Genomic DNA, 24,480 nt, shown 5'->3' with positions numbered 1-24,480 from the left:
GACAATGACCAGGTCCAGGGGAGGACACATGCGAGACAACCACGTCCGGCTCCCGCACGGCGACCGCCTGCGCGACGTCAGTCCGGTGCTGGTCGCCCACGGCACCCGTAACCCGCACGGCGTCAACGTGATCGCCGAGATCGCCGAGGCTGTTGGCGCGCGGATCGGGCTCACCCGTACCGCCTTCGTCGACGTGCTCGGACCGACGCCCAGTGAGGTGATCGCCGATCTCGACAAGCCCGCGGTCCTGGTGCCGGCCTTCCTCGCATCGGGGTACCACGTTCGCAAGGACATCCCCGAATACGTCGCTCTGGGGGGTCGAACCGACACCGTCGTGACCCGTGCGCTCGGCCCCGACCCGTCGATCGCCGCGGTGGCGCGGCTCCGACTCGCCGAGGCCGGCTGGGAACCGGGCGACGCGGTGGTCCTGGCCGCCGCCGGATCGTCGGATCAGAGTGCTTGCGGCCAGGTGCATCTGGCTGCACGGCAACTCGAGTCGCTGATCGGCGGCCGCGTGGAGGTCGGGTTCATCACGACCGCGCAACCGTCGGTGCCCGAGGCGATCGAGAGGGCGCGCCGCACCGGACGCCGCGTCGTGGTCGCCAGTTACCTGCTCGCGCCGGGACTGTTCCACCAGCGGCTCGAGACCTACGGCGCCGACGCGGTGGCCGCGCCCCTCGGACCCGACCCGCGCATCGTCGACCTCATCGTCACGCGCATGCGTGCCGCGATCAGCCCGTACCGACGAACCCCGGTGCCGCGCCTCGTCTGACCCGTCGGCGCTAGGGGATGGCCCACCGGCACTCACGCAACCGGATTCGTCCGCCGACGATCGGAACGCCCTCCGCGGCAAGCCGTTCGAGCTGACGGTTCGCGAGATGAGGTGCGGGACGGCCGCTCGCGGGGACGACCCGATGCCACGGGAGGTCGGCGGTGTCGGTGCGCATGATCCAGCCGACGATACGGGGGCTGGACAACCCGGCCGCGCCGGCCAGGTCGCCGTAGGTGCTGACCTGACCGACCGGGATCTCCGCGACCAGGGCGCGGACGGCTTCCACCTGCTCCTCGGTGATCGCAGCCATCGGGGCCCTAGAGCAGGGAGCGGATCAGCGACGCGGACAATTCCGGTTCCAGGAACGGCACCATGTGCGCGCAGTCGACGTGGTGCACGGTCACGTCGTCACCGCGTTCGCTCGCGCAGGCCTCCAGGAACGCCGGCCGCACGAACGGCGGCTGCACCTGACCGGCGACGACGATGTGCGTCGGCACGCCCGGCGGCGGAAGGACTGCGGGCCTGGCCATCTCGCTCCACGACGCGGCGGCCGCGGGTGCGCTGACCCGCCAGCCCACCCGGCCGTGCGGGCGGGGGATGAGGTGCTCGGTGAGCTCGGCCTCGAGGATGTCGTCGGGCACGTCCGCCCAGCCCTCGGCGCGTTTGGCCGAGCGTGCGGCGTCGGCGCTCGCGTAGTCCCAGTTGTCGAGACTGTCGGTGGCGACCTGGAGCGCGAACTCGGGGTCGAGGCCCTGGGCGGGGTCGAGGAGGACGAGCCCCTTGACGGCGTCCGGCCGGCGGTTGGCCAGGTGTAGCGCCAGTGCACCGCCGAACGAGTGGCCCACGATGACGATCGGCCGCCCGGCCGGGACGTGATCGTCGAGCACGGCGGACAGTGCACGAACATGATGCTCGATGCTCCACGGCGGACGCCACGGCGAACGACCGTGGCCGATGAGATCGGGAGCGACGATGCGGACACCGTTCAGGTTCTGCGCCAGCGGCTCCCAGCGACGACCGTGGCCGGTGAGACCGTGGATCGCGAGGACCGTGTCGCCCTCCGCCGAGCCGCCGCCGAAGACATACGTGTTGAGAGCTGTCACCCGTCCATCCTGCCGTATGCGCGGGTCGCGAGCCCGACCCACCCGCACCGACACCTCGGGCCGCCGGAGTCGTCGGTGCCGCATGATTCGATGGAGCCCATGAGTCGGAAACCGGGCACCCAGGCGTCGCGCAGCGCCCTGCGCGCACGGCTCGTCGCGGCGCCCGAGCCGCGGACCGTCCCCGTGAGTGGCCGCCGGCGATCGCGCAGGTCATCGACCCTGCAGACAGCATCCCGACCGGCGAGGAGGAGCAGGCGTGGCGTCCGGTCCGGGTCCACGGCGGACCGGGCAGCGGCAAGACCGCCCTGATCGTCGACGCGGCCGTCGCGCGTCTGCTCGATCCCGCGACCGATCCCGAATCGGTCCTGGTTCTGGCCTCGAGCCGCCGCGCGGCGGTCGCGTTGCGCGAGGAGATCACCCGGCGCGTGCTCTCGGCCAACGCGACCGGGCGGCGCGTGCTGGGCGGAGCGCTCCGCGAACCCCTCGTGCGCACCGTGCACTCCTACGCCTTCGCGATCCTGCGCCTCCAGGCGAGTGCGCACGGCAACCCGCCCCCGCGGCTCATCACCGGCTCCGAACAGGACGTCGTGCTGCGTGAGCTGCTGGCCGGCGACATCGAGGACGGTGCGGAGTACTGGCCCGCACATCTACGGCCGGCACTCGGCACCGACGGCTTCGCGCAGGCCCTGCGCGACCTGATGATGCGGGCCGCCGAACGCGGCGTCGGCCCGGAAGAACTCGCGGCGCTGGGTCGCGAACACAAACGCCCCGAGTGGACCGCCGCGGCCCGTGCCTACGCCCAGTACGAGCAGAACATGCTGCTGCGCGGCGCGGTCGGACTCGAGACGCCCGGTGCATCGGCACCGGCGGTCGATGCCGCCGAACTGATCGGTTCGGCGCTGTCGGCCTTCGCGACCGACCCCGAACTGCTCAGCGGCGAACGCCGCCGCATCCGTCACCTGCTCGTCGACGACGCGCAGCATCTGGATCCGCAGGCGGCACAGCTGATCCGGCTGGTCGGCACCGGCACCACCTCGACGATCATCGCGGCCGACACCGATCAGTCGGTCTTCGGATTCCGTGGGGCCAGCCCACGTTTCGCCGACGGGCTCGCCGAGGCGGGGTCCGAGCGCGACATCGTGCTCGAACACGACTTCCGCTCCCACCCCGATCTCGCGCGCCTGGGACGTGCGATCGCCGCACGGCTCCCCGGGGCGCGCCCGCACGCGTATCCGCAACCGGTGCAGACCGAATCCGCCGCCGGCGTGCCACGCGACGTCGCGGCGGTGCGCGTGTACGGCTCGGCGGCCAAGGAGGCCACCGCGATCGCCGATCTGCTGCGCCGCGCGCACCTGTTCGACGGCGTCCCGTGGTCGCAGATGGCCGTGATCGTCCGGTCGGTGTCCCTCGCCCTGCCTCCGCTGCGGCGCGCGTTCCGGTCGGCGGGTGTCCCGGTGACCACCCCGGCCAGCGACCTGCCGCTGCACCGCCAGCGTGCGGTGATCGCGCTGATGCTGGTGCTGCGCGTGGTCGCCGCCCGCCGCGAGGACCCGTCGACGCGGAGCGAGGCGACCCCGCAGCGGGAGCTGTTCACCACCGAGGACACGCTCACGTTGCTGTCCGGCCCGGTGGGAGCGGCCGATCCCGGCGCGATGCGACGCCTGCGGCGTGGCATCCGACGCCTCGACGAGAAGAACGACCCGACGGCTCAACCGGATTCGCTGACCTCGCTCACCCGCGCACTCCTCGACCCCGAGCTCGGTGCGCGGTACCGCCGTGCCCTGACCGAGACCGAGGCGGCGCCGCTGGCCCGCGTACTCGACGTCGTGGCCGCCGGGCAGCGGGCACATGATGCCGGCCGCGGCGTCGAGGAGACGCTGTGGGCGGCCTGGCAGGCCACCGGTCTGGAACGACGCTGGGCGGCGTCGGCGGTCCGGGGCGGCCCGGCCGGGGAGCAGGCCGACCGCGACCTCGATGCCGTGATGGCGATGTTCGAGGCGGCGGCCAACTTCGCCGACACCCTGCCCGCCGCCGGTCCGGCCGGATTCGTCCACTACCTCTCCCAGCTGCAGATTCCGCGTGACAGCCGAACCGCCACGGCGGCAAGCGAATCGGTGACCGTTCTGTCGGCGCACGCCGCGGTGGGCCGGGAGTGGGAGGTCGTCGCGGTCGCCGGGGTCCAGGACGGGCTGTGGCCGTCGCTACGCAGCCGGGGTGGCGTGCTCTCCACCGGCGCGCTGGTCGACATCCTCGACGGAATGGACGCCGGCGCGGTCGACACCGTCGCGCGCGGCGCCACCGCACTGGCCGACGAGCGGCGGCTGTTCCTGGTCGCCTGCACGCGTGCACGCAGCAGGCTCCTCGTCACGGCGGTGGAGGACGGCAGCGGCGACGCCTCGCCGTCCCGCTTCCTCACCGAACTGGCCGATCTCGTCGACGATCCCGACGACGAAGCGCCCCAGGCCGAGCTCCGGCTCGACCCCGGCGTGGACCGCGTGCTGTCGCTCCCGTCACTGGTCGCGACCCTGCGTTCGGTGGTCATGGGCGGTGCCCACGAGCCCGATGACCGGACCCGGGCCGCCGCCCGCCTGCTCGCCGAACTCGCCGACTCCGACATCCCCGGCGCCCACCCGCGCGACTGGTTCGGGCTCGCCGAACCCAGCACCGACGCGCCGCTGTGGACGCCGGACACCGGACCCGTCGTGCTGTCGCCGTCGAATGTCGAGGCGTTGAACCGGTGTTCGCTGCGTTGGGTGCTGGAACGGAACGGCGGCCGAGACGGTGACGGTACGCCCGCGCTCACCGGAAGCCTGGTCCACACGCTCGTGCAGGCCGTTGCGGGACAGCTGGATCCGGCCGAGGTGACCGCGGCGCTGCGCGGGATCTGGGACCGGGTCGACACCGGTGCGGGCTGGTACTCGGCCCGGGAACTCGAACGCGCCGAGAGCATGCTCGGCCACTTCCGCGACTGGCTGCGGATCTCTCGTGCCGACCTCGAGGAGGTGGGTGTCGAATTGCCGGTCGACGCAACCGTTCCCGGCGGTCCCACCGGTGATCCCGACTCCGCGGATGCACCCGACGTGCGTCTGCGCGGCCGCGTCGACCGCCTCGAGACCGACTCGGCCGGACGCCCGGTGGTGGTCGACGTCAAGACGTCGAAGAACGCGATCACCAAGGCCGAGGCCGACGAGCACGCCCAGATGGCGGCCTATCAGGTCGCGCTGGCCCACGGGGGAGTGCCGCAGTTCGGAGATGTCCCGCCGGGTGGCGCACGTCTGGTCTACGTGTCCACCGCGAACCGCAATTCCGGTGCGGCCGAACGTGTCCAGTCGCCGCTGACACCGGAGATGCTCGACGAGTGGATCGGCGTCGTGCGCCGGGCCGCGCGGGCGAGCATCGGCCCGACCTTCCACGCGACACCCAACCCGGGCTGCGTGCACTGCAACCTCACCACCAGCTGCCCCGCGAAGATCCCCGGAAAGGCGGTGACCGATGACTAGCGCACCGACGACCGGCCGGACGCTGATCGGCGCGAAATCGCTGGCCGCGGCGCTCGGCCTTCCCGACCCGACCCCGGAACAGGTCGCGGTCATCGAGGCGCCGGTCGAACCGATGCTCGTCGTCGCCGGTGCCGGTGCGGGCAAGACCGAGACGATGGCCTCGCGGGTGGTGTGGCTCGTCGCCAACCAGGTCGTGGCCCCCGACGAGATCCTCGGACTCACTTTCACGCGCAAGGCCGCCAGCGAGCTCGGCGCACGCATCCGGCGTCGCCTGTCCATGTTGTCGGGCGCGCCCGCACTGCGGACCTGGGACCCGGACGGGACGCTGGCCGCGCGCTTGCGCGGCGCGGACCCCGAGGTCAGCACCTATCACGCCTACGCCGGCCGGCTGATCGCCGACTACGGTCTGCTGCTGCCCGTCGAACCGTCGTCGACGCTGCTCACCGAGACCGAACTGTGGCAGCTCGCCTTCTCGCTCGTCTCGTCGTGGCCGGGGGAGCTGAACACCAAGAAGGTTCCCGCCGGCGTCACCGAGTCGGTCCTCAAGCTGTACGGCGAGATGTCCGAACATCTCGTCGACATCGACGATCTCACCGAGGCGGGGTCGCGACTGTACGAGCTCATCGACACCCTGCCGAAAGGACCCAAGCAGCGCGACAAGCCGACGCAGGCGCTGCTGAAGGTCAAGGAGGTCATCGACGAACGGCGCGAACTGATCCCGATGGTCATCGCCCTCGGCGAGACGATGCGGGCGCAGTCCTCACTCGACTTCGGCAGCCAGATGTCACTCGCCGCAAAGCTCGTCGTGTCCAACCCGGAGGTCGTGTCCGCCGAGCGCACGGCGTTCCGCGCGGTCCTCCTCGACGAGTACCAGGACACCGGACACTCGCAGCGCGTCTTGCTGTCGACCCTGTTCGGCGGCCACGACCCGTCGCGTGAGTCGGTCGCCGTCACCGCGGTCGGTGACCCGATCCAGTCGATCTACGGCTGGCGCGGCGCGTCGGCGGCGAATCTGCCGCGATTCGCCCGGGACTTCCCCCGCCCCGACGGCACGCCCGCCGAACGTCGCGAGCTCCTCACGAGCTGGCGCAACGCGGCGCAGGGCCTCCGCCTGGCCAACCAGATCTCGGAGGAACTGCGGCGCCGCGGCATCCCGGTCTCCATCCTGCGACCCCGCCCCGACGCTCCTCACGGCACCGCGACCATCGCCCTCACCGAGACCGTTCTCGACGAACGGAACTGGATCGCCGACGCGGTCGAGCGGCGCTATCGTGCGGCCGAGACCGCCGGTGAGGCACCGCCGACCACGGCGATCCTGGTGCGGCGCAACGAGGATTCGGCTCCGCTGGCCGCGGAGCTGGAGAGCCGCGGCATCCCCACCGAGGTCGTCGGTATCGGCGGGTTGCTGCACGTCCCGGAGATCGAGGACATCGTCGCGACCCTGCGCGTGATGGCCGACCCGATGGCCGGCACCGCGGTCATGCGGCTCCTCACCGGCGCCCGCTGGCGCCTGGGGGCCAAAGACCTTGCCGCCCTGTGGCGCCGGGCCACCACGCTCGCCGCCGAGAGTTACGCGGAGGCGGGTGGCGTCGTCACCAGCCGCGAGCAACTCGACGCCGCGCTCGACGCGGTGCTGCCCACCGAGATCGTCGATCGCGCCGGAATCGCCGACGCCGTCGTCGATCCGGGTGATCCGACCGACTACAGCCCGGAGGGATACGCCCGCATCCGGGCGTTCGGCGCGCAGCTCGAATCCCTTCGCCGCCGCATCGGACAACCACTGCCCGAACTCGTCGCCGATGTGGAGAACACCATCGGCGTGGGGGTCGAGGCGCAGATCCGGGCCCGGCGCATGCGCGGTGCGATCACCGGTCGTGAACACCTCGACGCCTTCGCCGACTACGTCAGCCACTACGCCGATCGTCCCGGCGCGAATCTGCCTGGGCTGCTGGCGTTCCTCGACGCCGCCGAGTCCATCGAGAAAGGTCTCGAACCCGGCAAGATCGAGGTCGCCGAACAGCGCGTGCAGATCCTCACCGTGCACGCGGCCAAGGGGCTGGAATGGGACGTCGTGGCGATCCCGCACCTGGCCAAGGGCATCTTCCCGAGCGCCAAGGCCGACACCACGTGGCTGGGCAGCGCGCGCGAGCTGCCCGCCGACCTGCGCGGCGACCTCGCGATCCCGGCCGAGTCGGCCGACGGCACGCCCGAGGGCTTCCCGCTGCTGAAGATCGACACCGTCGGCGACCGCAAGCAACTCGAGGACGCCCTGTCCGACCACAAGGCGGCGATCGGCGAACGACGCCTCGAGGAGGATCGGCGCCTGCTCTACGTCGCCCTCACCCGCGCACGGCACGACCTGCTGATCTCCGCCCACCACTGGTCGGAAACCGGCGACAAGCCGCGCGGCGGCTCGGATTTCTTCGACGAGCTGATGGTCGCCATCGACGAGGCGATCACCGATCCGGCCGTCGACTCGACCGGCCTGTCGATCGCGGTGCGCAACCCGCCGCCCGCCGAGGATGCGACCAATCCGCTTGCCGAACGCGTTGTGGCGCAGCCATGGCCGCGTGATCCGCTCGCCGGCCGGCGCGACGCGGTGCAGGCGGCCGCAGACCTCGTCCTCGACGCCATCACCGCCCGCGAGGCGCCCGCGCTGTTCGAGGCGCCGGACGCCTCGGACGGTCCGGAGATGCTGCCGATGCCGCCGGACCCGGAGGACGAGGTGGCGGCGTGGGAGGCGGAGGTGTCGGCCCTGCTGGCCGAACACCATCAGGCCAACCAGGCGCTCGTCGAGGTGACGCTGCCGACGCACCTCTCGGTCAGCCAGCTCGTCGAACTCGACGCCGACGAGGCCGAGTTCGCGCGCCGGCTCCGCCGACCCACACCTTTCCGGCCCAACCCGATGGCGCGGCGCGGCACCGCATTCCACGCCTGGGTGGAACGCTGGTTCGGCGCGACCCGGCTGCTCGACATCGACGAACTGCCGGGCGCCGCCGACGCCACGGCCAGCCCCGACGCCGATCTCGACGCGCTCCGCGACGCTTTCCTCGCCTCGCGCTGGGCCAACCGCAGCCCCACGGAGGTGGAGGTGCCGTTCGAGACCGTGATCGGCGGCATCGTCGTGCGCGGCCGCATCGACGCGGTCTTCGCCGAGAAGGACGGGTCGTGGACGGTCGTCGACTGGAAGACCGGCGTCGTACCAGAACCGGCGAAACGGGAATCGCTGTTCATCCAGCTGGCCGCCTACCGGATCGCCTGGGCGCAGCTGGCCGGTGTGCCGGTGGAGAAGGTGCACGCAGCCTTCCACTACGTGCGTGACGGACACACCCTGGAGGCCGACGACCTGCCCGACGAGGCCACGCTCGCCGCCAAGCTCGCCAAATGAGCCCTCGCGCCGCCGGGTGGGTTACATTTCAGCGTGTGAGCGAACTCCAGGAGCGCAAGCGTGGCAGTGCGTAACCGCTTCCGCGGCCGCTTCGGATCAGACGCCGAACTGGCCAACCGGCCCGACCATGCACTGGTCGGCGTCGTCCGTATCCCCGAGCTGCAGCAGAGCCCCGCCCGCGCGATCGGACGCCGCGTGCTCTGGGCATGTCTCGCGCTGTTCTTCACCTCGGTGGTCGTCTGGCTCGATCGTGAGGGATATCGGGACGCGCAGAACAGCGAGCTGTCCTATCTGGACGCGCTGTACTACTCGGCGGTCACCCTGTCGACGACCGGCTACGGCGACATCACGCCGATCAGTCCCTTCGCCCGCTTCATCAACATCATCATCATCACGCCGCTGCGTGTGCTGTTCCTGATCGTGCTGATCGGCACCACCCTCGAGGTGCTCACCGAACGGTCCCGGCAGGCGCTCAAGATCCAGCGTTGGAGGAATTCCGTGCGCAATCACACCGTCGTCATCGGCTACGGCACCAAGGGCCGCACCGCGGTCGACGCCATGCGCGGCGACGGCATCAAGCCATCCGAGATCGTGGTCGTCGACTCCGATCCGACCGTGCTGGAGTCGGCCGCCTCCAACGGGCTGGTCACGGTCCGGGGCGACGCCACCAAGTCCGACGTGCTGCGCCTCGCCGGTGTCGCCCACGCCGCGAGCATCGTGGTCGCCACCAGTCGCGACGACACCGCCGTCCTGGCGACTCTCACCGCACGCGAGATCAACCCGCGGGCCAAGATCGTGGCGTCGATCCGGGAGTCGGAGAACACCCACCTCATGCGGCAGTCGGGCGCGAACTCGGTGGTGGTGTCCTCGGAGACGGCCGGGCGTCTGCTCGGCATCGCGACGATGACCCCGTCGGTGGTCGAGGTGATCGAGGATCTCCTCACTCCCGATGCGGGTTACGCCATCGCCGAACGCGAGGTCGACCCGACGGAGACCGGCGGCTCGCCCGCCCACACCCGCGACATCGTGCTCGGCGTCGTCCGCAACGGGGTGCTGCACCGCGTCGACGACAGCGAGGTCGAACAGATCGAGGTCGGCGATCGGCTGCTGTACGTCCGCAAGAGTCCCGGCGACGACTGAGCCCCGGAAACGACCGGCCGCGTCGCACCGAGTACCCCGCACCGACCACCGAAAAGGGACACACCGACGTGCACTTCGAACTGGTCCAACAGCCGCTGCTGTCGCGCGCGAGCTTCCACCGCGCCGACGAGATCCGCGACGACGCCGAGCGGATGCTGGCGGGATGGCCACAGGCGAAGGTACTGCTCATCGACTCCAACGGTCGGTACCCGGTCGGGGAGTCCGGTGTGCTGCACTGGGTTCCGGCGACCACCGTCGCCGATGCGCCGCCTGCCGACGCGGTGATCCTCGGCATCGTGGACGGCGTCGACCGGTGGGCGCGCCGCGTCGACCACATCGACGGACCCACCGACGACGCGCGTCGTGGCGCGGTATATCTGACGCCGGACGAGGCGGGCCTGCTCGTCACTGCGCTGGGAATCCTGAATTGGCATGAGACGGCAAGTCATTCGCCGGTCGACGGGTCGGCGACCCAGCCGGCGCGTGGCGGTTGGGTGCGTCGGAGCGTCCAGTCCGGCCGGGACGAGTTCCCGCGCACCGATCCTGCCATCATCACCGTGGTCCACGACGGCGCCGACCGGATCCTGTTGGGACGCCAGGCCGTCTGGCCCGATGGCTGGTATTCGACGCTCGCCGGGTTCGTCGAACCGGGGGAGTCGCTCGAACAATGTGTACTGCGCGAGGTACACGAAGAGGTCGGCATCGTGGTTCGCGAACCGCGCTACCTGGGCAGTCAGCCGTGGCCGTTCCCTCGCTCGCTGATGCTCGGCTTCGCCGCGATCGGCGATCCCGCCGACGAACTCGCCTTTCTCGACGGTGAGATCGGCGATGCGCAGTGGTTCCATCGCGACGAGGTGCGCGAGGCGCTGTCGCGGGACGGGTGGACGCGTGCCGATCCCGGGCCCGACGGCGAGGCGCCCCGGTTGCAGCTGCCCGGATCGATCTCCATCGCACGCACGCTGATCGAGTCCTGGGCCGCGGCCCGGTAACCACGCCGCGCACCCCGGAGACGAGAAACCCGGGTCCGGCGAGGGCCGGCCCGGGTCTCAGGTCACGAGATCAGACGCCGAGCTTCTTCTTGACCTCGGCGATCGAGGGATTGGTCGCGGTCGTGCCGTCGGCGTAGAGCACGGTCGGGACGACGTGGTTGCCGCCGTTGACGCTGCCCACGAAATCGGCGGCATCCGGGTTCAGCTCGATGTCGATCTCCTGCCAGGGGATACCACTCGCCTTCAGTCCGGTCTTCAGGCGGGCGCAGTAACCACACCACGAGGTGGTGTACATGGTCAGTTCGCCGGTGTCGGAGTTACGGGCGCCGGCCTCGTCGTCGATCACGTTGCTCATGACTGCCATAACACCACGCATGCGCGGGCTGTTCCCGCCGGCGCATGCGATCGACGACGTGGGACGCGTCACCCACAAGCCCGATCGCCGGTCCGAAAGAGCGTCGGTGGGTGGTGACATAGTGGAGTCCGTGCGCCACCCGACCTTCCCCGCGAACCCCGATGCCCGCTCCCGCGATGCCGGCGCGGTCGAGGGACTCGACCCGGAGCAGTCCGCGGCCGTCCTCGCACCGCGCGGCCCGGTATGTGTGCTGGCCGGCGCGGGTACGGGCAAGACGCGCACCATCACGCGCCGCATTGCCCACCTCGTCGACACCGGGCAGGTGAATCCCGGCCAGGTCCTCGCGGTCACGTTCACCGCCCGCGCGGCGGGTGAGATGCGGACCCGGTTGCGGAGCCTCGGCGTCGGCGGCGCCACCGGCAACGTCGCCGCCCAGACCTTCCATGCCGCGGCGATGCGGCAGCTGCGCTACTTCTGGCCGCGCGCCTTCGGTGATGCCCGGTGGGAGCTGCTCGACAACAAGTTCCCGCTCATCTCGCGCGCCGCGCGCCGCGCCGGACTCGACACCGCGACCGACACCCTGCGCGACCTGTCGTCGGAGATCGAATGGGCCAAGGCCACGCTGATCTCGCCGGAGAACTACGTCGAGGCGGTCGGGCGCCTCGGACGCGAGTCACCCGCGCCCCCGCAGAAGGTCGCCGCGGTGTACGGCCATTACGAGGACTCCAAGGTCTCGCCGGACGGCGATCGCCTTCTCGACTTCGACGACATGCTCATCTACATGACGCAGATCCTGACCATCGAACCCGGCGCGGCCGACGAGTTCCGCTCGCGTTACCGGTGTTTCGTCGTCGACGAGTACCAGGACGTGACGCCCGTCCAGCAGGGTCTTCTGGACGCCTGGCTCGGCGAGCGCGACGACCTGACGGTCGTCGGCGACGCCAATCAGACGATCTACACGTTCACCGGCGCGTCCCCGAACTACCTGCTCGACTTCAGCCGCCGCTTCCCGGAGGCGACGGTCGTCCGGCTGGAACGCGACTACCGGTCCACGCCCGAAGTCGTCGACCTCGCCAATCGCGTGATCGGCGCCGCGCGCGGGCGCATCGCCGGCACCCGGCTCCGTCTCATCGGCCAGCGCCCGTCCGGTCCGCAGCCGCAGTTCGCCGAGTACGACGACGAGCCGGCCGCCGCCACGTCGATCGCGATCGAGATCAAGCACCTCATCAAGGCGGGTGTCGCGCCGTCGGAGATCGCGATCCTCTACCGCGTCAACGCCCAGTCGGAGAACTACGAGCAGGCGCTGACCGAGGCCGGCATCCCGTATCAGGTGCGCGGTGGCGAGGCGTTCTTCGCGCGGACCGAGGTGCGTCAGGCGATGCGGCAGATCGCGACGGTGGCCAACCGCGAGGTGAAGCCCGGTGTGACGACGATCGACGTCGTGCGCGCGGTCCTCGGCGAACTCGGGCTCACCGAGGAGGAACCGTCGGGTGCGCAGGCGCGCGCCCGGTGGGAGTCGCTGAAGGCGCTGGTGCAGCTCACCGAGGACATGGTCGCCGAGAACCCCGATCTCACGTTGCCGCAGCTGTCCGCAGAACTCACGACCCGGTCCGAGGCTCGCCACCCGCCGACGGTCCAGGGCGTCACCCTGTCGTCGCTGCACGCGGCCAAGGGACTCGAATGGGATGCGGTCTTCCTGGTGGGGCTGACCGACGGATCGTTGCCGATCAGTCAGGCCATCAAGGGTTCGTGGGAGGACGTCGAGGAGGAGCGCCGACTGTTCTACGTGGGCGTGACGCGTGCCCGCGAGCACCTACATCTGTCGTGGGCCCTCGCCCGCAACGAGGGTGGCCGCGCCCGTCGTCGGTCCCGATTCCTGACCGATCTCATCCCCGACGATTCGCCGGCCTCGAAGATCGCGAAAGAACGTACGCCCCGCAAGGGACCCACATGCCGCGTCTGCGGCTCGCGGTTGATGGATTCGACGGCGACGCTGCTCGGTCGGTGCGCGGGGTGTCCGTCGGACCTGGACGAGAACCTCCTGGTCGCACTCAAGGAGTGGCGCCGGGCCCGCGCCCAGGCGAAAAAGGTCCCGCCCTTCGTGGTCTTCTCCGACAAGACGCTCACCGCGATCGCCGAACAACGGCCCACGGACACCGCTGCGCTGGTGTCGATCTCGGGGATCGGGGCGCAGAAACTCGACGAGTACGGCGAGGATCTCCTCGATCTCGTCAAAACCGCAGGTCAAAAATAGGTTGTGCGCTTTCTGGCGTACCGTTTAGGCTGATCTCCGTCAGCACACGGGTGGGAAACACTCTTGTGCCCACCAGGAGCCCATCGCTCATGTGGGAGCCGTCGAGAAGAGAGAGGAGCGGATCAGTGAACGGAAGCACCGTGAACCAGGCCGGCATCGCCGTGCCTGCGGCCAAGCCGAATCAGGCACACGCCGTCGTTCTGCGCGCCCGTCGCAACCGCTCCTGGCTGCCTGCAGTCTGCGCACGTCCGGTCGCCACTCGCGCGACCATTCCGGCACCGCCGGCCGACGCAGCGGCCCTCCCGGCGATCGCACAGCCCGCAGCGGCAGTGCATCCGGCAGCAGTCGCCGCGGCGGCAGCAGCGCACGTAGCGCCGCCGGCAACAGCTGCAGCAGCCCCCTCGCCGCATGGGTTCCCCGTACCGACACCGATTCTCCGGAGTTAGACCTCCGAGAACTTCGGGCCACGGGCGAATCGCAGAGGCGAAACCCGTGGCCCTCTTTTTGTCACCGAGCATCATCCCGGCAGGGATTCTCGGACCGGCAGCCACATCGAGGACATGGGTCACCAATCCCAAACGAGCAGATGTGGAGAAACCAATGACTGTCGATTGCGTACTCGAGTCCTGTCTCTCGGCGGACCGCGCAGCGACCGCCCAGCTCGACCTTCCCTGCCAGGTGGCCGACGCCGACCTGTGGTTCGCCGACAATCCCCGCGACCTCGAGCGTGCCAAGGCAATGTGTGCCGACTGCCCGCTGAAGACCCAGTGCTTGCAGGCGGCCCTGGATCGCGCCGAGCCCTGGGGCGTGTGGGGCGGCGAGATCTTCGAACGCGGCGCGGTGATCGCACGCAAGCGGCCTCGCGGCCGGCCGCGGAAGAACGCAGCCTGAGACAGAGAACAGCGACGCCGCGAGCAGTTGCTCGCGGCGTCGCTGTTCTGGTCGGGGGGATCAGTCGCCCAGACCGGGCACCCATTCCTCCATGATGGCGCGGTACGGTGCGTGCGCCTCGAGCTGCGAGGCGATCCCGACACAGCCGCCGAGCACACGGAACACCATCACGAACCGCTTGGGCACGTTGAGGTTCCGCGAAGTCTTGTAGACCTCGCCGCGCACGTCGGTCGCCTTGCCCGCGGCACGCTGCATCCACTTGCGTGTGAAGTGGAACGACTCGGAGTACAGCGGGTCGACGTACGGCCGCAGGTACGCCTCGAGGTCGGCGCTGGTGACCTTCGACGCATGCGACGGGCGGATGAACTCCGCCTCGACCATCAGTTCCTTGAGTTCGTCGTACTTCTTGTCGCGGGCGAGTCGCAGGATCGGCCCGGTCTCCGGAGGCAGTCCGCCGGGGTAATGGCCGACCGCACCGAAGTCGAGGACGCCGAACCGGCCGTCATCGGCGATGAAGAAGTTGCCCGGATGCGGATCGCCGTGGAGCAAGCCGACCCGGTAGGGCGAGCTGACCTCGAACTCGGCCATCTTCGCGGCCGCGTTGTCGCGGGTCTTCTGGTCGCCGGTCGTGATGACCTTCGACAGCGCGATCCCGTCGACCCACTCCGAGACCACGACCTTGGGTGCGCTCGCGATCACCTTGGGGATCAGGAAGTCCGGATGCCCGTCGTACACCTTGGCGAAGGCCCGCTGGTTCTCGGCTTCGCGAGGTAGTCGAGTTCGGCCTCGGTGCGGTCGATGAGTTCGTCCATCATCGCCTTGACGTCGGTGCCCGGCGACAGCCGCTGCAGCAGTCCCGACATGCGCGACAACGTCTTCAGGTCCGCCTTGAGCGCGTGGTCGGCGCCCGGGTACTGGACCTTGACTGCGACCTCGCGCCCGTCGGACCACACACCCTTGTGCACCTGGCCGATTGACGCCGACGCCGCCGGCTCGTCGGAGAACTCCTTGAAGCGCTCACGCCAGCGGGTACCGAGCTGCTGGTCGAGCACCTTGTGGACCTTGTCGGCCGACATCGGCGGTGCTTCCGCCTGGAGCTTGGTGAGTGCCTCCCGGAACGGTTCACCGAATTCGTCGGGGATCGCGGCTTCCATGATCGACAGCGCCTGGCCCACCTTCATGGCGCCGCCCTTGAGCTCACCGAGGACCGCGAACAGCTGTTCCGCGGACTTCTCGAGGAGTTCCTGGTTGACCTCGTCCTTGTCTTTGCCGACCATGCGCTTGCCGAGCCCCGCCGCCGCACGTCCGGCCATACCGATGGGGAGAGAAGCCAACTTCGCGTTGCGACGACCCTGCCCCCGAGTGATGTCGGTCATAGCATCCTTTCCGCGTCACACAATAGACGACTTGAGCTGTTCGTCTCGCATCGCACGACAATCGCAGCTTGGGTGGGGTAACCATTCTCGGCGGTCCACTCGCACAGGATCATCGCGGAACTCCAATACCTGATTCAACAACTGCGGCGTGCCCCGCGCTGCGGCGGGGGAGGGCCGACGCAGCGCAGTGACCAGACGTTCGATCTGCCCGTGCGCGATCGCGGCGGTAGGCCGCACGATCGCGGGGTCGGGATCGCCGGGCGCGCGGATGAGCTGCACCGCCATCATCGGCCATTCCGGGTCGGCGTCCGAGCGATGGTGATCGGCGCACATCAGACAGCTCGACAGTCCCGGCAGGACGAGAGGGCCGACGATCCCGACGCCGTCGCGCGCCCGGACCAGCAGATGCGGAATCCGGGCCCTCGTCAGGGCGAAGACGACCCGTGGGTCGTGGACGAGGAAGTCGCTGAGGATCACGAGTCTGGTGTCGACGGTGTCGAGCGAGCCGTCGGCGCGTCGGCGCATCGTCCGCTGGACGTGCAGGCCCTGCGCCCGCAAGGACGCACCCAAGAGATCCGACAAAGGTCCCTGACCGTGGATCTGTATCCGGAACTCGGTCGGATCCGGACTCGCCGACGATGTGTCGGCCTCGCCACCCGTGATCGTCCGCCCGGCCGCGGTCAGACCGTCGAGGAGCGTCCGGATCTCGTCGTCGGCGAGCCCGGCCGCCGACGCCCGACGGATGAGTAGTTCCGGCGTGCACGGGCGTTCCAGCGTCCGCAGCATCGCCGCGACCGAATGCGCCGAGATCGCGTCGTCGAGCTCGATGATCACGCTGCCGGCCGGATCGATCCCCACATGCACCCGGTTGCCAGGCCGCACCAGGATCGATGTTCCCGGCCGGATGCGCGGGACCGTGATGGACATGACGCAACTCTGCCAGCGAAAACACCTCGCCGAGGTCGGTCGGGCCGGTTATCCACAACATGGGCGCGTACGGCGTCGACTGTGGAGTTATGAGCCGGCCTGACCGCTCTGTCCGTTCGGCCCGTCGTCCCCGGACTCGGTGTCGTCCTGTTCGGCGAGAGACTTCTCGAGCTGCGCGATGGCGTCGTCGAGTTCGGTGTCCTTGTGCAGGAGACGGTCGATGAATGCGGCCGGGTTGTCCAGATCGTCGGAGTCGGGCAGCAGGTCGGGGTGCGCCCAGACGCCGTCGCGGGTCGACAGATCGGTGGCCTCGAAGACCCGGCGCCACAGCTCTGATGCCTCACGCACCTTGCGCGGACGCAGTTCCAGGCCGACGAGGGTCGCGAAGGTCTGCTCGGCGGGGCCGCCCGAAGCGCGGCGTCGGCGGATGGTCTCGGTCAGTGCGCCGGTGCTCGGGATGCGGTCGCCGAGTGCCCGGGTCACGACCTGCTCCACCCAGCCCTCGACGAGAGCCAGGAGCGTCTCGAGGCGGCCGAGCGCGGCCTTCTGCTCGGGCGTGGTGGTCGGCTCGAACGACGTCGACGAGCTGATGAGCTCCTCGAGCTTCGACGGATCCGACAGCAGTTCGGTGGGATCGATGTTCGCCGTGGCGTCGGTGATCCCGCTGAAGTCGATGCTGATCCCGCGTGCGTACTCCTCGACCGTCGACAACAGGCGCTGACGCAACCAGCCGACGTGCGTGAAGAGCCGGACGTGCGCGGCCTCGCGCGCGGCGAGGAAGACGATGATCTCCTGGCCGGGCTGCTCCAGACCTTCGGCGAACTTCGCGATCGCCTCGGGGAGCAGGACCGCGATGCCCTCGGGTGCCAACGGCAGACCGATGTCGGTGGAGGTGAGCACCTCCTTGGCGAGCTGACCGAGACCCTGGCCGAGCTGCGTCCCGAAGGCCATTCCGCTCATCTGCGTCAGCATGCCCAGCATCGGGCCGGCGAACTGCGCGGCCTCGGCGGGGAGGTTGTCCTGCCAGGTGCGCGCGAGCTGCTCGGCGACCGGGTTGCACAGACCCTTCCAGGTGTCCATCGACTCCTCGAGCCACTGCACCGGGGTCCACGCGACGGTCTGGGTGACGCCACTGGGGAAGGTCGTCGCGTCGTCGAGCCAGACGTCGGCCAGTCGCACGGCATCGGCCGACGCCGAGATCTCCTTCTCCAGGATCGGTGTGAACGAACCGATCTGCTGGCGGGCGAGATTGGTGGCGACCTGATAGTTCACCGGACCGCCGCCGCCACCGGCCATCCCGGCCCCCATACCGCTGAACATGCTGCCGAGTTGGGAGAACATCTGGCCGAGCATGTTCGGGTCGAGGTTCGACGGGTCGAAGTCGCCGAAGCCCTGGCCGCCGCCGGAACCCTGTCCGCCCATTGCGAATCCGAACGGGTTGGCGCCACCGAAGGGGTTGCCGGGGTTGTCGCCCGGCTTGTCCTTGTCGCCGCTGTTCTTGTCGCGGTCGTCGTCGCCGTTGCCGGACGCCGAGAAGCCGAAGGGCAGATCACTCATACGTCCACCGTACCGCCCGGACAGGCGCGTTCACGGCGTCGGATGTTCGCCGTGCGCGTAGCGACGCCGGGACCGTCCCCGGAGGTCGGGGCACTATCGTGTGCGGAATGAGTTCGAGCCCTCGCTTCCGCCGGATCGCCACCGCTGCGGTCAGTGCCCTGGTGTTGCTGGCGTTGCTCGTCGTCGGCACGCAGGTGCAGGTGCCCTACGCCGCGCTCGGTCCCGGTCCGACGCTGAACACGCTGGGCATGACGAAGGTCGAGCAGGACGGCAAGGTCGTCGAACGCAGGGTCGTACAGATCGATGGTGCCCCCGTCGACAAGACCACCGGCAACCTCAACCTGACGACGGTGTCGGTCAGCGACGGGCTCACACTCTTCGACGCACTGGGCATGTGGCTGTCCGGGAAGTACGCGCTGACCCCACGTGACGAGGTGTATCCGCCGGACCGCACCACCGAGCAGGTGCAGGAGGAGAACGCCCTGCAGATGACCGGATCGGAGGAGAACGCCACCGTCGCGGCGCTGCGTTTCCTCGACCGTCCCACGGTCCTGCGGATCGCCGGTGTGGGCGCCGAGGGCCCGTCGGCCGGTGTCCTGCAGGCCGGTGACGTGGTCACCCGGGCCGGGGGCGTCGAGGTCGAGACGAGCGAGGAACTGCGCGACGTCGTCTCGAAGAACCCGCCGGGCACGGTGCTGCCGCTGGAGATCGTGCGACAGGGCACGCCGCAGACGGTGAGCGTCACGCTCACCGCGCATCCCGACGACGCGAAGGCCGGATTCCTCGGGGTCGCGGCCGAGGTCGCCAATGCCGACCCGTCGCTGAAGGTCACCTACACCGTCGGCGACATCGGCGGGCCGTCGGCGGGCATGATGCTGGCGCTGTCGGTCATCGATCAGCTGAGCCCGGGCGAACTGACCCACGGCAAGTTCATCGCGGGAACCGGCACGATCACCGCAGACGGGGACGTCGGGCCGATCGGCGGCATCACCCACAAGACCCGAGCTGCGCACGACGCCGGTGCCACGGTGTTCCTCGTCCCGGCCCGCAACTGTGCGGAGGCCGTCTCCGACCGTCCCGACGGCCTCGAACTGGTGAAGGTCGAGACGCTCGACGGCGCGGTCGAGGCGCTGGATGCGGTCGGCGAAGGTCGTCCTGCCCCGACCTGCTGAGTCGGCCGAACTCGGTCCGGCGGTTCAGGCCCCGGGGTCGTCGGGAGTGAAGGTACCGGCGAGCGCCGCGCGCAGCTCGGTCCCGAGCTGCGGATGCGTGAGGGTCTCGATCTCCTCGCCGGGCTGATGGCGTAGCCGCATGATCGCGAGGTCCGGGCCGCCGCGCAGCACGCCCGCCACCAGACGCGCCTGCTCCGACGCGCCATCCGAATCGCCTGCGGCCGGGTCGGTTCCGTCCACGACGTAGCGCGGCGTGCCGTCATCGCCGGGCGCCGGGGGAGCGACCACGATCTCGATGGCCACCGCGGCGCCGGCGACCGCGTCCGGCCAGACCGCCGAGGCGAGGAACGCGTCGAGGTCGGGGCACTCCTGCTCGATCGGCGTGAGGACGGAATCGGCGTCGTCTCCGAGAACGTCCGGTGCCTGCTGCGCCAGGACCGCGGTCGGTGCGAGGGCGAACACCGACGGCTCCTGGCCCCAGCCCGCGGCGTCGACGTGGTCGAGGATCTCGCTCAGCGCGCTCCCGAGGTCGTCGGTGGAGAAACCGCGGGGCGTCGAAGGGGGTGTTTTGGGGTCGGACACCCGCCCATCTTGCCCCGACGAGGCCCGTACCACGACCCCGGGGAACCCGTTCCGACCCCGGATCGTTGTCCCGAAGCCCGAGTGTGATCGGCACCCGGGTGGTGCCAGTACAGTGGGCACCACGCCCAGGCTGCTCGTCACGCAGGGCGTTGTCCGGATTGAGAGCTTTGGAGAGTGGGTCTGGTGGGCGTCCGAGGGCCGGCAGGAATGCCGACACTGTCACGCAGGAGCAAGATCGTCATCGGACTCGGCGTTGCCGTGCTGGTCCTCTTGCTCATCGGACCACGACTGATCGGTCTTGCCACCGACTGGCTGTGGTTCCGCGACGTCGGGTATTCGAGCGTGTTCAGCACGGTCATCTGGACCCGCGTCATCCTCTTCCTGATCACGACGCTCGTCGTCAGCGTGATCGTCTTCGCCGCGGTCGCCCTCGCGTACCGGTCACGGCCGGTCTTCGTGCCGACCGCGGGCCCCAACGACCCGCTCGCGCGCTACCGGACCGCCGTCATGACCAAGGTCCGCTGGTTCGCGGTGCTGCCGGCCCTGATCATCGGCGCACTCGCCGGTCTCGTCGCGCAGGGTTCCTGGGCCACGGTCCAGATGTTCCTGCACGGGACCCCGTTCGGTCAGAAGGACCCGCAGTTCAACCTCGACATCGGCTTCTACGCCTTCGACCTGCCGTTCTATCGGTTCGTGCTGAACCTGCTGTTCGTCGTGGTCGTCGTGGCGTTCCTGGCCAACCTGGTCACCCACTACATCTTCGGCGGCATCCGACTCGGTCAGGGCGGGGGATCGGTCACCATGGCCGCCCGCATCCAGCTCGCGGTCCTGGCCGGGACCTTCCTGCTGCTCAAGGCGGCGGCGTACTGGCTCGACCGTTACAACCTGCTGTCGAGTTCGCGGAAGTCCGAGATCTTCCCGGGCGCCAGTTACACCGACATCAACGCGGTGCTGCCGTCCAAGCTCATCCTGATGGCGATCGCGATCATCTGTGCCGTCGCCTTCTTCGCCGCCGTCGTGCTGCGTGACCTTCGTATCCCTGCCCTCGCAACCGTGCTGATGCTGTTCTCGGCACTGCTGATCGGCGTGGGCTGGCCGCTGACCATGGAGCAGTTCTCGGTGAAGCCGAACGCTGCCCAGAAGGAGGCCGAGTACATCCAGCGGGCCATCAACTCCACGCGGGAGGCCTACGGCATCGGGCCGGACAAGGTCATCACGCAGAAGGACTGGACGGCCCAGCCGGCGAACCCCGCGCTCGTCAACAGCGACACCCCGACGCTGTCGAACGTGCGCATCCTCGACCCGAACGTGGTCTCGCCGACGTTCATCCAGCAGCAGCAGCGGCAGAACTTCTACGGCTTCCCGACCCAGCTCGCGGTCGACCGCTACAAGATCGACGGCGAACTCCGCGACTTCGTGGTCGCAGTGCGTGAACTCGACCCGAGCCGGTACCTCGAGAACCAGCAGAACTGGCTGAACAAGCATCTCGTGTACACGCACGGCAACGGCTTCGTCGCCGCGCCGGCGAACCGGGTGAACGAGTCGGTCGACGAGAACGACATCGACGGTGGTGGCGACCCGTTCTACTACGTCAGCGACACCACGAACTACCAGACCGAGGCGTACAAGCGTGACGCCCCGATCAAGGTGACGCAGCCGCGTATCTACTTCGGTGAGCTGCTCGCCAAGATCGATCCCGACTATGCGATCGTCGGTTCCGAGGGCGGCGAACCCCGCGAGCACGACATGGGTGACGCCAAGTACACCTACCAGGGCCCGGCGGGCGTCCCGCTGAGCAACTGGTTCAGCCGACTGCTCTATGCGGGCAAGTACGCGGAGCGCAACTTCCTGCTGTCGGGGGAGATCACCTCGGCGTCGAAGATCATCTACAACCGCGACCCGCGGGACCGCGTCAAGCAGGTCGCGCCGTGGCTGACCGTCGACTCCAAGACCTATCCCGCGGTCATGGAGGACGGCTCGATCAAGTGGATCGTCGACGGGTACACCACCCTCGACAACTTCCCTTACTCGCAGCCGACGTCGCTGCAGAGCGCGACCGCCGACGCCCAGGATCTCAATCCCGGACAGACCGGACGCACGCAGGTCAACAAGACCGTGTCGTACGTCCGCAACTCGGTGAAGGCCACGGTCGACGCCTACACCGGTGACGTCCAGCTGTACGAGGTCGACACCGAGGACCCGGTTCTCAAGACGTGGATGAAGGTCTTCCCGGATTCGGTCGCCTCGCGTGCCGAGTTCGACAAGCAGACCTCACTCCGCGAGCACGTCCGGTACCCGGAGGATCTGTTCAAGATCCAGCGGGCGCTCCTGACGCGCTACCACGTCGACACCCCGGGGACCTTCTTCCAGGCGAACGACTTCTGGTCGGTGCCCTCCGATCCGACGAGCCCCGACGCCGAACAGCGCGGACTCGATCAGCCACCGTACTACTTCGTGGCCTCGGATCCGGAGAGCAAGCAGGCATCGTTCCAGCTCACCTCGGTGCTCACCCGACTCAACCGGCCGATCCTCGGTGCCTACATCACCGTCTCGTCGGACCCGTCGAACTACGGGCAGATCACCGTCAAGGAGCTCCCGAGCAACAGCCAGCGTTCGGGACCGAAGCAGGCCTTCAACCCGATGAAGACCGATGGTCGAGTCGCCGAGTCGCTGAAGTCACTCGAGAACACGGCGAAGGTCACGTTCGGCAACCTGCTGACGCTGCCGGTCGGCGACAACGGAATCCTCTACGTGGTCCCGATGTACGCCCAGGCCCAGGGCGAAGAGGCCTTCCCGCGGCTCTTCCGGGTGATCACCCGCTATGAGCCGAAGGAGCGTGAGGCCCGGATCGGTTACGCACCGACAACGGCCGAGGCGCTGCGCCAGGTCGGGATCACGCCGGCCGCCGGTGTGGTTCCAGGTGAACAGCAGTCCGAGGGCGCGCCGGACCAGTCCGAGCAGCAGGGTGGGACGACCAACCCGCAGCTGCCGACGCCGCCGCAGGGCGGAACGCCTGAACGCGACGCCGCGGTGAAGGCGATCGGGGATGCTCTCGGTGCGCTGCGCGATGCGCAGACCAAGGGCGACTTCGCCGGCTACGGCCAGGCCCTCGATCAGCTGAACAAGGCTGTCGCGCAGTACGAATCACTGCCCGAGCAGAACTAGCCGGACAGAATCCGATCGATGCGCCCCGGTGAGGGGCGCATCGATCGGGAGAAGGAAGCCGAGCGCTGCGTGCGTCGGGTATCGCTAGCCGCGATACTTGCGCACGTAGCGCTCTTTCTCGTCCGGGGTGTTGTCCGGCAGAACCGGGCTGTGGTGATACCGGTGGCCGATGGTGTAGAAGATCGAGATCGCGCAACCGAACGCGGCGACCATGACCAGCGCGAAGAGGACTGCGTGGCCCGTGTTGCCGGCGGCCATGTGGACCAGCCACAACGCCGCGGACAGGAAGCCGCCAAGTGCGAGTACGAAGCCGATGAAACTCATCGGGTGGTTGCCATGGCTCTCATGATGGAAATGGGCGGACATGGTTCCCTCCTCGGTAGTGGGTCAGCCCGGATCGGGTAGCGCCGAGTGTACGCCCGAGAGTGACTCAGCTCACAACGGTCGGCGCTGCTGTTGCCGGACGTGGCGGCGCAGTGACCTCCCCTTTACCCCCATCGGTGACCGCCATCACAGGTATTCGTGCTGGTCACAGGCGGTTGCGGAATCGATTTGCATCGCTGACAAACGCGTGTGTAACGTTGTCTTCACCAACGCGGGGTGGAGCAGCTCGGTAGCTCGCTGGGCTCATAACCCAGAGGTCGCAGGTTCAAATCCTGTCCCCGCTACCAACACAAGAACCCCCGCCCGGGACGCCCGGGCGGGGGTTCTTGCATGTGTGCCCAAGGTTCGTGGCTCGCCGGCCTGGGGAGGGCGGACAACTCGGGTGGTTCCCAGCAGGGGATCACCCGTAGAGCGGGTCGGCTTCCGCCATGGCGTGCACGCCGACCTCGCTGTTGGTCCTCGAACGAAGCTACTGACCAGGCGATTTGACGCTGGCGACCCACGTGCGTAACTTATGTCGAGTCAGCGAGCCACGGCGCCGCCCCGGAGGACCTGAGAGGGTCTGACTGGTGGGGAGTGGAGACCGGGTTTTTCGTTGGCCGCCCCTGATCTTCTGGTTCGAGACTTGGTGTCTCGGGCTGGGTGTGTGGGGTTGCTGGACTGTCCTGGTGCGCGGATCTTCGGATTTTGCGGGCGGGGTTTGGGTCTGGTAGGCTGGAAGAGTTGCCCCGGAGACGGGGTGGCGGTGGAAAGTCAGAACGAAGTCTGCTGGTGAAAGCCCTTGTGGGGGTGAGTGGCTGGTGGGTGTGTGTTCTTTGAGAACTCGATAGTGTGATGATGAATTGTCTGATGCCATTTTGGCATCGTGCATTCTTTATGGATGTAGATGTTTGTTTTTTGTGTGGCGCTCGGCTTTGTCTGGGTG

General features: G+C 69.0%; 16 protein-coding genes, 1 tRNA gene and 1 pseudogene. 10 read left to right on the top strand and 8 right to left on the bottom strand.

Annotated elements, in window-relative coordinates:
• Positions 1-28 precede the first annotated feature (28 nt).
• Positions 29-772, top strand: coding sequence for a sirohydrochlorin chelatase (locus BJF87_RS21845; RefSeq protein WP_075863902.1), 744 nt, complete (start codon positions 29-31; stop codon positions 770-772).
• Between the two features lie 10 nt (positions 773-782).
• On the opposite strand, the gene BJF87_RS21840 is transcribed toward BJF87_RS21845, so the two are convergent.
• Positions 783-1,082 (bottom strand): MGMT family protein, encoded by a 300-nt coding sequence (locus BJF87_RS21840; RefSeq protein WP_006360079.1) that lies wholly within the window; start codon positions 1,080-1,082, stop codon positions 783-785.
• A 7-nt stretch (positions 1,083-1,089) separates the two neighbouring features.
• Positions 1,090-1,875: an alpha/beta hydrolase gene (locus tag BJF87_RS21835; protein ID WP_075863901.1), complete on the bottom strand. Its 786-nt coding sequence runs from the start codon at positions 1,873-1,875 to the stop codon at positions 1,090-1,092.
• 200 nt (positions 1,876-2,075) lie between these two features.
• On the opposite strand from BJF87_RS21835, the gene BJF87_RS21830 reads away from it, so the two are divergent.
• From BJF87_RS21830 to nudC, 4 genes are all read left to right on the top strand, one after another.
• Positions 2,076-5,375, top strand: a complete 3,300-nt coding sequence (locus BJF87_RS21830) for an ATP-dependent DNA helicase (RefSeq protein WP_075863900.1) — start codon at positions 2,076-2,078, stop codon at positions 5,373-5,375.
• Positions 5,368-8,763, top strand: coding sequence for an ATP-dependent helicase (locus tag BJF87_RS21825; protein ID WP_075863899.1), 3,396 nt, complete (start codon positions 5,368-5,370; stop codon positions 8,761-8,763). Before BJF87_RS21830 ends, BJF87_RS21825 begins: the two co-directional genes overlap by 8 nt.
• A 60-nt stretch (positions 8,764-8,823) precedes the next feature.
• Positions 8,824-9,903, top strand: a complete 1,080-nt coding sequence (locus tag BJF87_RS21820; protein ID WP_006360075.1) for a TrkA family potassium uptake protein — start codon at positions 8,824-8,826, stop codon at positions 9,901-9,903.
• Positions 9,904-9,971: 68 nt separating this feature from the next.
• A complete protein-coding gene (gene nudC, locus BJF87_RS21815; RefSeq protein ID WP_006360074.1) occupies positions 9,972-10,892 on the top strand; it encodes an NAD(+) diphosphatase in 921 nt (306 codons plus the stop codon).
• Positions 10,893-10,962: 70 nt separating this feature from the next.
• Here the strand turns inward: nudC and BJF87_RS21810 are convergent, their stop codons facing one another.
• Positions 10,963-11,247, bottom strand: coding sequence for a mycoredoxin (locus tag BJF87_RS21810; protein ID WP_006360073.1), 285 nt, complete (start codon positions 11,245-11,247; stop codon positions 10,963-10,965).
• 121 nt (positions 11,248-11,368) lie between these two features.
• Here BJF87_RS21810 and BJF87_RS21805 point away from each other — a divergent pair, with 121 nt between their 5' ends.
• Together BJF87_RS21805 and BJF87_RS21795 are read left to right on the top strand one after the other, a co-directional pair.
• Positions 11,369-13,501 (top strand): ATP-dependent DNA helicase UvrD2, encoded by a 2,133-nt coding sequence (locus BJF87_RS21805; RefSeq protein WP_035755206.1) that lies wholly within the window; start codon positions 11,369-11,371, stop codon positions 13,499-13,501.
• Positions 13,502-14,101: 600 nt separating this feature from the next.
• Positions 14,102-14,392, top strand: coding sequence for a WhiB family transcriptional regulator (locus BJF87_RS21795; RefSeq protein ID WP_006360070.1), 291 nt, complete (start codon positions 14,102-14,104; stop codon positions 14,390-14,392).
• Positions 14,393-14,452: 60 nt separating this feature from the next.
• On the opposite strand, the pseudogene BJF87_RS21790 reads toward BJF87_RS21795, so the two are convergent.
• The 3 genes and pseudogenes from BJF87_RS21790 to BJF87_RS21780 all read right to left on the bottom strand — a co-directional run bounded on the left by BJF87_RS21790 (position 14,453) and on the right by BJF87_RS21780 (position 18,252).
• Positions 14,453-15,768, bottom strand: a pseudogene (locus BJF87_RS21790) (ABC1 kinase family protein).
• A gap of 15 nt (positions 15,769-15,783) precedes the next feature.
• A complete protein-coding gene (locus BJF87_RS21785; RefSeq protein WP_006360806.1) occupies positions 15,784-16,695 on the bottom strand; it encodes a hypothetical protein in 912 nt (303 codons plus the stop codon).
• Between the two features lie 87 nt (positions 16,696-16,782).
• On the bottom strand, positions 16,783-18,252 hold the full coding sequence (locus BJF87_RS21780) for a zinc-dependent metalloprotease (protein ID WP_006360805.1): 1,470 nt from the start codon (positions 18,250-18,252) through the stop codon (positions 16,783-16,785).
• Between the two features lie 107 nt (positions 18,253-18,359).
• Between BJF87_RS21780 and BJF87_RS21775 the strand changes: the two genes are divergently transcribed.
• Positions 18,360-19,424, top strand: coding sequence for a PDZ domain-containing protein (locus tag BJF87_RS21775; RefSeq protein ID WP_075863897.1), 1,065 nt, complete (start codon positions 18,360-18,362; stop codon positions 19,422-19,424).
• A gap of 24 nt (positions 19,425-19,448) precedes the next feature.
• Here BJF87_RS21775 and BJF87_RS21770 read toward each other — a convergent pair whose 3' ends face one another.
• Positions 19,449-20,006, bottom strand: coding sequence for a PPA1309 family protein (locus BJF87_RS21770; protein ID WP_075863896.1), 558 nt, complete (start codon positions 20,004-20,006; stop codon positions 19,449-19,451).
• A 174-nt stretch (positions 20,007-20,180) separates the two neighbouring features.
• Here BJF87_RS21770 and BJF87_RS21765 point away from each other — a divergent pair, with 174 nt between their 5' ends.
• On the top strand, positions 20,181-23,171 hold the full coding sequence (locus BJF87_RS21765) for a UPF0182 family protein (protein WP_075863895.1): 2,991 nt from the start codon (positions 20,181-20,183) through the stop codon (positions 23,169-23,171).
• Between the two features lie 84 nt (positions 23,172-23,255).
• Here BJF87_RS21765 and BJF87_RS21760 read toward each other — a convergent pair whose 3' ends face one another.
• The gene (locus tag BJF87_RS21760; protein ID WP_006360800.1) at positions 23,256-23,537 is read right to left on the bottom strand and encodes a hypothetical protein; all 282 of its coding nucleotides are present in this window, start codon (positions 23,535-23,537) and stop codon (positions 23,256-23,258) included.
• Positions 23,538-23,765: 228 nt separating this feature from the next.
• On the opposite strand from BJF87_RS21760, the gene BJF87_RS21755 reads away from it, so the two are divergent.
• Positions 23,766-23,842, top strand: a tRNA-Met gene (locus tag BJF87_RS21755).
• Positions 23,843-24,480: the final 638 nt, after the last annotated feature.

The organism is Gordonia sp. CNJ-863, assembly GCF_001942325.1.
Taxonomy (GTDB): domain Bacteria; phylum Actinomycetota; class Actinomycetes; order Mycobacteriales; family Mycobacteriaceae; genus Gordonia; species Gordonia alkanivorans.
Note: the sequence above shows the minus strand (reverse complement) of the source record. Positions and strands in the feature narration are given on the sequence as shown.